The organism is Microbacterium umsixpiens (assembly GCF_053543675.1).
This window is the reverse complement of sequence record NZ_JBLVOH010000072.1, coordinates 26,381-27,037: the sequence shown is the minus strand read 5'-3', so window position 1 is coordinate 27,037 and position 657 is coordinate 26,381. Positions and strand designations below refer to the sequence as shown.

The following is a 657-nucleotide window of genomic DNA, read 5'->3' as shown; positions in this document are numbered from 1 at the left end:
CGCTCCCTGGGAGTGCATGGATGCCGTCGCCGATGCGCTCACCCCCGGCGGTGTTGTCCTCTGCTACGTGGCCACGGCGACGCAGCTGTCGCGTGTCGCGGAGTACATCCGAGGCACCGGGCTCTTCACCGAGCCGGATGCCTCCGAGACGATGGTCCGCGGGTGGCATGTCGAGGGGCTCGCCGTGCGTCCGGATCACCGCATGGTCGCTCACACCGGGTTCCTGCTGACGGCGCGACGACTCGCGCCGGGCGCCGTCGCGCCTTCGGTAAAGCGACGCGCTTCCAAGAGCAGCTACGGCGACGAGGATGTCGAGGCATGGACCCCTGGAGCCGTGGGCGACCGGGAGATCAGTGACAAGAACCTGCGCAAGCGGGCGCGGGAGGCCGAGAAGGCTGCCGAGGGGGCACGCCTTGCTGCGGCGTCGCGCGATTCAGGGCACGCGACGGAATAGACTGGAGCGCGTGCGTAAAACGTCCGCCGTTCTGGCCTCCCTCAGCCTTGCCGTCCTCGCTCTGACCGGCTGCACCGCCGCGGCACCCGATGGCGGCGTCGCGTGTGATCGCGGGGCCGGATCGAACGAGATCCGTGACGCCGTGACCGTGGAAGGCGACGTCGGGTCGACGCCGGACGTGAGCGTGTTCAGCCCGCTGCACC

At 70.0% G+C, this 657-nt stretch carries 2 pseudogenes; both read left to right on the top strand.

The features are described 5' to 3' along the window. Nucleotides 1-454 (top strand): annotated as a pseudogene (locus ACNPM4_RS07580) (tRNA (adenine-N1)-methyltransferase); the annotation flags it as partial. Nucleotides 455-464: 10 nt separating this feature from the next. Continuing rightward, a pseudogene (locus ACNPM4_RS07575) lies at nucleotides 465-657 on the top strand (hypothetical protein); the annotation flags it as partial.